An 8,169-nucleotide genomic window follows, 5' to 3' on the forward strand; every position below is an offset into this window, starting at 1 on the left:
CGGTACGACCGGCCGGGTCCGGTCAGATCCGGGTGTCCTCCACCACCGGCAGCGAGCCGACCGGAGCCGACGCCGGGGCGAAGCCCGTGCGCGGGGCGGCGGTGGGCTGCTTGCCGCAGAAGGCCGGCTCCAGCGTGTTCATCAGCCCCTGGGTCACCGAGCCGTTGTTGGAGGCGTTGGCGAAGACCACCACGCTGCGCCGGCCGTCCGGGGTCGTGAAGGACTGGCTGTTGAAGCCCTGCACGATGCCGCCGTGCCCGTACACGTCCCCGCAGGAGAGCGTGATCCGGCGCAGGCCGAGGCCGTAGGAGATCTTCGCGGTGGGCGTGGGCAGGGCGGCGGTCATCTGCCGGAGCGAGGCGTCCGAGACCAGCCCGCCCTCGCCGCCGGCCATCAGCGCGGTGAGGAAGCGGTCGAGGTCCTCGGCGCTGGAGATGACGGCCCCGGCGCTCCACACCCAGGAGCCGGTCTGCTCGGTGGAGTCCAGCAGCGGCTTGGTGCGGTCGTCGTTGCTGAGGTAGCCGGTGACGTGGGCGCCGCGGATCTGCTGGTCGGGTACCACGAAGGAGGTCTTGCGCAGCCCGAGCGGCTGGATGATCCGCTCGTTCAGCACCTCCGGGTACGGCTGTCCGGTGAGGTGCTCGACCGCCAGGCCCATCAGCACGAAGTCGGTGTTGGAGTACGAGTAGCGGGTGCCGGGGGTGTACTGCGGGCCGTGCCCGACGGACATCGCCACCAGCTCGCGGGGGTCGTACACCTTGGTGCGGATGCGCGCCTCGAACGCGCTGGTGGTCTCCTCGCCGGCCTGCTCCAGCAGGTCGTTGGTGTGGTCGTAGACGCCCGCCCGGTGCTCCATCACCTGACGGCCCGTCATCGTCCAGTCCGCCGGCAGGGTGCCTTCGGGCAGGTACTCGCGCAGCGGCCGGTCGAGGTCGATCCGGCCCTCCTCCGCCAGCTGCATCACGAGAACGGCGGCGAACATCTTGCTGTTGCTGCCGACCCGGAACCTCCACGAGGAGTTCATCGGGGTCCCGTCCAGGTCGGCGAGGCCGACGTTCACCGAGTCGGTGCGCTCCTTGCCGCCGTGGTCGCGGATCACCGCGAAGGCGCCCGGGGCGCCGGCCGCGGTGGTGGCCTGGAGGGCGGCGCGCACCCCGGCGAGGTCGGGGGCGGCCGTGTCGGTCGCGTCCCGGTCGGCGGCCGCGGCGGGCAGGGCTCCGGTCGCCACCAGGACGGCGCCGGCGGCGGCCACCGCGAGGGGACGCAGAAGGCTGGTCTTCGCCATGTTCCTCGGTTCTCTCTCAAGCTGACGCGGCGTCGGACCGCGCCGTTCCAAGATCACTATCACCGGTCGGGCGGCCGCTGGCAATGTGAACCGGTTCGCCCGCATTTCTCGTTGTCGGTGGCGACCCGGGTGGCCGCACCGTTCGTTTCCCGTCGCGGGGTCAAGGTTTCACCTGCTGTCGTCTACCCGCGTCGACGGGAGCGCCCGATGCTGTTCGGGCCGTTCCCTACCCGAGGATTTGTCATGACTTCGTCCACGAAGCCCCTGAACCCCCGCTCCCGCCGCACCGCGACCGCGATCGGCTCCGCCGTCGCCCTGGTCGCCGCCTCCGCCGGCCTGTGGGCCGCGACCGCCTCCACCGCGCAGGCGGCCGCCCTGCCCGCGCCCGACCACATCGTCGTCGTGGTGATGGAGAACCACGCCTACTCCCAGGTCATCGGCAGCAGCAGCGCGCCGTACCTCAACACCCTGGTCGCGGGCGGCGCCAACCTCACCCAGTCCTACGGCATCACCCACCCGAGCGAGCCGAACTACTACGCCCTGTTCTCCGGCTCCACCCAGGGTCGCGTCGACGACAGCTGTGTGACGGTCGGCGGCTTCCAGAGCGCCAACCTGGCCTCCGAGGTGATCGCCGCCGGCAAGACCTGGGCCAGCTACAACGAGACCCTGCCCAGCCAGGGCAGCACGGTGTGCAGCAGCGGCAACTACGCGCAGAAGCACAACCCCTGGTTCGGCTTCGGCAACGTCCCGGTCAGCAGCGCCAAGACCTTCGCCCAGTTCCCGGCCGACTACAGCACCCTGCCGAACGTCTCCTTCGTCGTGCCGAACCTGTGCAGCGACATGCACGACTGCTCGGTCGGCACCGGCGACACCTGGATCAAGAACAACCTCGGCGCGTACGCCACCTGGGCGCAGAGCCACAACAGCCTGCTGGTCGTCACCTTCGACGAGGACAACAAGCTGTCCGGCAACCGCATCCCGACCGTCGTCTACGGTGCCCACGTGACCCCGGGCAGCACCAGCTCCGCCACCTACAACCACTACGACGTGCTGCGCACTCTGGAGGACCTGGCGGGCACCTCCGGCCACGCGGGCAACGCGGCCACCGCGAGCGACATCAGCGGCATCTGGAACTGAGCGGCGCCGGTCAGGGAGTGACCCCGGATCGGGTCCGGTCCCCGGGCCGGGCCCGCTGCTTCTCCTCCTGGTCCTCCCTCCGCTCCCGGGCCCGGGCCGGTGGCCGTTCGGTCGCCGGCCCGGGAGCCTGCGGGGCGCTCGCCCGGGCGCCGTACCGCCGTACCCCGGGCACCGCCGCCGTGCCCGCGCAGACCAGCGTCACCAGGCCGGCCGCCGTCAGCAGCGGCACCCGGTCGCCCCAGGCGCCGGCGGCCAGCGGGGCCAGGACGTACCCGAGCGGGGCGGCGGCCAGCGAGAGCAGCCAGTCGTACGAGGTGACCCGGGCCAGCGTCCCGGCCGGGAAGTCCTGCTGGACCACCGTCTTCCAGACCGGGTTGAGGAAGCCCAGCCCGGCCATCGCCACCGCCTGGGCGGCCACCGCGACCGGCGCCGGGGCCGGGGCGGCGAGCGCGGCCAGCGGCAGCCCGTACAGCGCCAGGGCGAGGTTGCCGGCCAGCACCGGGCGGCGGGGCCGCAGCCGGCCGGCGATCAGCGAGCCGGCCAGCAGGCCCACCGCGCCCGCCTGGGTCAGCGCCACCCAGGTGCCGTCGCCGCCGAGCCGGGTGGCGGCGATCAGCGGGCCGAGGGTGAGCAGCACGGCGCTCGCGCCGTTCCACACCCCGTGGGCGATCAGGCTGGTCCAGTACCAGTCCCGGGAGCGCACCTCGCGCCAGCCCTCGGTGAGGTCCCGGCGCAGCGAGCGCGGTTCGCCGGGGGAGTGGTCGACGCGCAGCCGGGTGAGCAGGGCCGCGCTGAGCGCGAAGGAGGCGCCGTCGAGCACGAACGCCCAGCCCGGTCCGGCGGTGTACACCAGGACGCCGGCGAGTGCCGGGCCGGCCAGCTGGGCGGCGCCGGTCGCCGTGCCGAGCAGGGCGTTGGCCCGCAGCCGCAGCGTGCCCGGGACGGCGGCCACGACGAGCGGCGAGGCGGTGGGCATGGCGAAGGCGGAGGCGGTGCCGCCGACCGCCGAGGCGGCCGCGATGTGGGACAGGCTCGGGTGCCCGCCGAGCAGTTCCAGGCCGACCGTCAGCTGGGCGACGGCCCGGACCAGGTCGGTGACGAGGGCGACCAGCCGGGGGTTGACGCGGTCCCCGACCACCCCGCCGACCGGCAGCAGGAGCAGCCTCGGCACCATCGCGCAGCCCAGGACCAGGGCGAGCGAGGCGGAGGAGCCGGTGGCGCGGGTGATGGAGATGGCGAGGGCGGCCGGGACGACCGCGTCGCCGAGGGTGGAGACCGTCCGGCCGGCGAGGAGCAGGCGGAAGCCGCCCAGGCGCAAGGGGTGTCGAGTCACGCCGCGCACTGTATTTCGGTGACGAAATTTCGGCAACGAATATTTTGGCGCCGTGGTTCTACGGTTTGTAGACTCCTCCCATGGCCGAGCACCCTCCCCAGCAGCACACTCCGACCCCCGACGGGGCGGAGCTCCGGGACTGGACGGACGGCCACGTCGACCGCTGGCAGCCGGTGCTGCCCGGCCTCGACCCGGACATCGAGGCCTCCGTCACCCGCATGTCGCGGCTCACCCGCCACCTCGGCCGGGTCCGCGAACAGGGCGTCGCCGACTACGGCCTGCACAAGCACGAGTTCGACACCCTGCACGTGCTCGCCGGGCGCGGCGGCCATGCCGCCCCCTCCGACCTGCGGGCGGACCTCAACCTCGCCCCGGCCTCGGTCACCGGCCGGCTGGAGGCGCTGGAGCGGCGCGGATTCGTCCTGCGCACGCCGTCCACGGAGGACCGCCGGAAGGTCGACATCGCCTTGACCGAGGCCGGGCGCGACGCCTGGCGGGAGGCCCTGGACGTGGTGGGCCGGGAGGAGCGGCGGCTGCTGGGGGTGCTCTCCGAGGAGGAGCGGCACACGCTGGCCGGGCTGCTGCGCAAGGTGATGCTCGCCCAGGGGGCCGCGGCGGACCGGTAGTCGCCGCTCGCCGCTCGCCGCGCGCCTTCCGTCGGAGGGTGCCTCCCGCCCCCGGCTGTCGCTCAGAGGCCGAGTTCGGTGAGCCCCGGGTGGTCGTCGGGGCGGCGGCCGAGCGGCCAGTGGAACAGGCGCTCCTCGGCGCTGATCGGCAGGTCGTCGATGGAGGCGTGCCGGTGGGCCATCAGGCCGTTCCGGTCGAACTCCCAGTTCTCGTTGCCGTAGGAGCGGTACCAACGGCCCGCCCCGTCGTGCCACTCGTACGCGAAGCGGACCGCGATGCGGTCGCCGCCGTACGCCCAGAGCTCCTTGACCAGCCGGTAGTCCAGCTCGCGCCGCCACTTGCGGGTGAGGAAGGCGGCGATTCGCTCGCGCCCGGTGAGGGACTCGGAGCGGTTGCGCCAGCGGCTGTCCGGTGTGTAGGCGAGGGCGACCCGCTGGGGGTCGCGGGTGTTCCAGGCGTCCTCGGCGGCCCGCACCTTCCGGCGGGCGGTCTCCTCGGTGAACGGGGGCAGGGGCGGGCGCCGTCCGGTGTCGTTCTCGGGCATGGGGTCGCTCCTCGGCATGGGCGTTCCGTCGATGAGAACGATCGTTCTCATCGCTCTGGCTACGATAGGAGAACCATCGTTCTCACGCAAAGGGCACGGCAGATGGAGCAGGAAGACCCGCGGACCCGGATCCTCGACGCCGCCGAGGAGCTGTTCTACGGCCAGGGCGTCCAGGCGGTCGGCATGGACGCCGTCCGGGCCGCCTCCGGCCTGACCATGCGCCGCGTCTACCAGCACTTCCCGTCCAAGGGCGATCTCGTCGAGGCCTACCTGCTGCGCCGCGACGGCCGCTGGCGGGCGAGCCTCGCCGAGTACGTCTCCCGCACCGGCGGATCCCCCCGGGGGCAGTTGCTCGCGGTCTTCGACTGGCTCGGCCGGTGGTTCGCCGAACCCGGCTTCCGGGGCTGCGCCTTCGTCAACGCGCTCGGCGAACTGGGCGCCACCAGTCCCGGCGTGGTGGCCGCCGCCCGGCACCACAAGACCGAGTTCGGCAGCTACCTCGCGGCCCTGGCCGAGGCCGCCGGAGCCCCGCCCGCCACGGCCGTCCACCTGACCCTGCTGGCCGAGGGGGCGATCACCGGCGCCGCCGTGCACGGCGATCCGACGGCCGCCGCCGACGCGAAGGAGGCGGCCGGGATGCTGCTGGACGCGGCGCCGGCCCGGTGACCGGCGCCGCAGGCCCTACAGGCGCCAGCGCATCGTGAACGGCCTGCCGTAGTACGCGAGGCCGCGGAGGAGGAGCTCACCCACGACGATCCCACTGTTGGTGACGAAGGACGGGGTGGCGTAGGGGAAGTCCGGCGACCACGGGGGAAGCGCGCCGAGGGAGCCGTCCGGGTTCCAGAGCTGCGCGTAGAACTGGGCGCGGGTCGGCGGCGGGTCACTGGTGTACCCGACGACGACGCCCTGGTCGTTGATCCCGGTCGCGGTGCTCGTCAACGCGGTCGGCGCGAGCGGCACCGGCGTGCCGTCGACGGACCAGCGCGCGGCCTGTCCTCCCCGGCGGCCCACCACGGTCCCGGCGTTGTTGACGGCCTTCGCCTCGCTCGCCGCGCCCAGATCGGCGACGGTGCCGGAAGCGTCCCAGACGAGGGCGTGGTCGGGCGTCGAGGCGCCGCCCGCCCGGCCGCTCCCGATCACGATGCCGGAGTCGGTGATGCGGGTCGCGCCGCTGCTGGCGAAGCCGGCCGGCGGATCGAGTGGGGCGGCGGTCCCGTCGGAGCTCCAGATGACCGCCCGTGGGGAGCCGAGGGCTCCGGCCGGATACGAGTAACCGACCGCCGTGCCCGAGCTGTTGACGGCGACGGCAGCGCTCTCGGTGTCGCCCGGAAGCGGCGGCAGGGCGACGGGCGCGCCGTTGGGCGGCCACGCCACCGCGTGCTTCGCGGACGCGTCCCAGGAGGATCCCACCGCGGTGCCGTCGTCACCGATGGCGGCCGGGGCCGCCATCGTGTCACCGGGCAGCGGAAGCAGTTCTACCGGCGTGTTCGGCGTGTTCGGCGTGGTCGGCGCGGTCCAGCGCGCCGCGTGCGGGTGGTCGCCCGCCTGTGTTCCGGAAGTCCCGACGACGGTCAGGGAGTTGTTGATCCCGGTCGCGCTCCCGCCGGTGCCGCCGGGTAGCGGCGGGAGCGTGGTGAGCGCCCCGTCCGTCCAGAGCAGGAGGTACGTCCTGATGGGGCCGTTGCCGGCGAGGTCCCCGACGATGATCTCGGAGACGCTGTCCCCGTTGCCGTTGACGGCCTTGAGCTCCCTGGAGTACGTGCCGGGCTCGGTGGGCGGTGACTCGATCGAGATGCTCCCCGAGGAGGGGCCGGCGACCGCCGGTGCCGAACCGGCGGCGAGGGCCGTGGCCGTGGCCGCGGCGATGACCGCGGCGACCGTGCGAGAGGTGCGCTTGCTCATGGGATGTGCAGCTCCTGTCTCTCGTTGACGTCACGGAGGCGCCGCTGAGCCGCTGACTCCCGCCCCCGTGCCGCCCGCAAGTCTCCATCGGCCCGGCCGGGACGCGCAGCCCGATCGGTGATTTGCCCCCGTCCGTTTCGCGCCCGGATGGAAGTCAACTCGGTTGCGGTGAGCGGAGGTTGCGAGATGTGGATCTCCCGTCCCCGGGGGCCTACGCCAGACCTCCGTTGCTCATCAGCAGCTGCCCGTTGACCCACTGCCCCTGCGGTGAGCAGAGGAAGTCCACCAGGTGAGCCGCGTCCTGCGGGGTGCCGAGCCGGCCCAGCGGTGTCCGCCCGCGCAGCTCCTCCCGGTCGTCCTGGTCCATCCAACCGGTGTCCACCGGGCCCGGGTTGACGACATTGGCGGTCACCCCGAGGCCGGCGAACTCCTGGGCGGCCGCGAGCACGATGCGGTCCAGGGCGCCCTTGCTGGCGCCGTACGGGAGGTTGCCCACGGTGTGGTCGCTGGTCAGCGCGACGATCCGGCCGCTGCCCGGAGCACCGGTGAAGCGGCGCCCGAACTCCCGGACCAGCAGCCAGGTGGCGCGCGCGTTGACCGCGAAGTGCCGGTCGAAGCTCTCGACCGTGGTGTCCAGCAGGCCGGAGTCGACGGATTCGCAGTGGCACAGCACCAGCGCGGTGACCGGCCCGAGCCGCCGCTCGGCCTCGGCGAAGACCCGTGCGGGCGCCTGCGGATCGGCGAGGTCGGCCTCGACCGGGACGGCGCGGGCACCGTGCTCGCGCAGGCCGCGGGCGATCTCCGCGGCCGCGGACTCCTCGGCGCCCCAGGGCATCCGCCGGTCGTAGGCCGTCCAGTAGGTGAAGGCGGGGTCCCACCCGGAGGCCGCGAGCCGCCCGGCGATCCCGGCGCCGATGCCGACCGTCCGGCCCACGCCGGTCACCAGGGCCACCGGACGGGGGCGCGAGGGCGTCGGATCGTTCCGATGGGTCGTCATGACGGGGGATGCTTCCGGGCCGAACCGCACCGGGCAAGTGCTTTTCGCCCGAACGCGCGTTTATCGCCCATTGATCGTCATCGCCTAGCCTCGGGCGCATGGACGAGAGGACGGCCGAGCGGCCGGGGGCGTTGCCCGAGGGACGGATGACGGAGCAGGACACCGAGCGGTTCCGGCGGTTGCTGGCGCGACTGGAGGACTCGCTGGCGGGGGACCGGAGAAGGACGGGGCACGATGCCTGAGCCCGCCGAGCCGCGGCCGGTGGCGGTCCTGCCGCTCTGGCGGCGGGGTGAGGCGGAGGGCGACCGGTACGCGGACCGGCCCGGGGTGCTGCGGGGGCACCC

The 8,169-nt window shown here is 73.6% G+C and carries 9 protein-coding genes; 4 read left to right on the plus strand and 5 right to left on the minus strand.

Features of this window, described 5'->3' with window-relative positions:
• Positions 1-22: 22 nt before the first annotated feature.
• Positions 23-1,285: a serine hydrolase domain-containing protein gene (locus ACFRMQ_RS34555; RefSeq protein ID WP_380734737.1), complete on the minus strand. Its 1,263-nt coding sequence runs from the start codon at positions 1,283-1,285 to the stop codon at positions 23-25.
• 243 nt (positions 1,286-1,528) lie between these two features.
• Between ACFRMQ_RS34555 and ACFRMQ_RS34560 the strand changes: the two genes are divergently transcribed.
• On the plus strand, positions 1,529-2,422 hold the full coding sequence (locus ACFRMQ_RS34560) for an alkaline phosphatase family protein (RefSeq protein ID WP_380734738.1): 894 nt from the start codon (positions 1,529-1,531) through the stop codon (positions 2,420-2,422).
• 10 nt (positions 2,423-2,432) lie between these two features.
• On the opposite strand, the gene ACFRMQ_RS34565 is transcribed toward ACFRMQ_RS34560, so the two are convergent.
• Positions 2,433-3,755, minus strand: a complete 1,323-nt coding sequence (locus tag ACFRMQ_RS34565) for an MFS transporter (protein ID WP_380734740.1) — start codon at positions 3,753-3,755, stop codon at positions 2,433-2,435.
• 80 nt (positions 3,756-3,835) lie between these two features.
• Between ACFRMQ_RS34565 and ACFRMQ_RS34570 the strand changes: the two genes are divergently transcribed.
• Entirely contained in the window at positions 3,836-4,381 is a 546-nt protein-coding gene (locus ACFRMQ_RS34570) for a MarR family winged helix-turn-helix transcriptional regulator (RefSeq protein ID WP_380734741.1), read from the plus strand.
• Between the two features lie 62 nt (positions 4,382-4,443).
• On the opposite strand, the gene ACFRMQ_RS34575 is transcribed toward ACFRMQ_RS34570, so the two are convergent.
• The gene (locus tag ACFRMQ_RS34575; protein ID WP_380734742.1) at positions 4,444-4,926 is read right to left on the minus strand and encodes a DUF1348 family protein; all 483 of its coding nucleotides are present in this window, start codon (positions 4,924-4,926) and stop codon (positions 4,444-4,446) included.
• A 102-nt stretch (positions 4,927-5,028) separates the two neighbouring features.
• On the opposite strand from ACFRMQ_RS34575, the gene ACFRMQ_RS34580 reads away from it, so the two are divergent.
• A complete protein-coding gene (locus ACFRMQ_RS34580; RefSeq protein ID WP_380734744.1) occupies positions 5,029-5,592 on the plus strand; it encodes a TetR/AcrR family transcriptional regulator in 564 nt (187 codons plus the stop codon).
• A gap of 15 nt (positions 5,593-5,607) precedes the next feature.
• Here the strand turns inward: ACFRMQ_RS34580 and ACFRMQ_RS34585 are convergent, their stop codons facing one another.
• Together ACFRMQ_RS34585 and ACFRMQ_RS34590 are read right to left on the minus strand one after the other, a co-directional pair.
• A complete protein-coding gene (locus ACFRMQ_RS34585) occupies positions 5,608-6,828 on the minus strand; it encodes a hypothetical protein (protein ID WP_380734745.1) in 1,221 nt (406 codons plus the stop codon).
• A 211-nt stretch (positions 6,829-7,039) separates the two neighbouring features.
• Positions 7,040-7,825, minus strand: coding sequence for an SDR family oxidoreductase (locus ACFRMQ_RS34590; protein ID WP_380734746.1), 786 nt, complete (start codon positions 7,823-7,825; stop codon positions 7,040-7,042).
• 98 nt (positions 7,826-7,923) lie between these two features.
• On the opposite strand from ACFRMQ_RS34590, the gene ACFRMQ_RS34595 reads away from it, so the two are divergent.
• A complete protein-coding gene (locus tag ACFRMQ_RS34595) occupies positions 7,924-8,067 on the plus strand; it encodes a hypothetical protein (protein ID WP_380734747.1) in 144 nt (47 codons plus the stop codon).
• The last annotated feature ends 102 nt before the right edge of the window (positions 8,068-8,169 follow it).

Origin of the sequence: Kitasatospora sp. NPDC056783, assembly GCF_042789895.1 — a bacterium.
Classification (GTDB): Bacteria; Actinomycetota; Actinomycetes; order Streptomycetales; family Streptomycetaceae; genus Kitasatospora.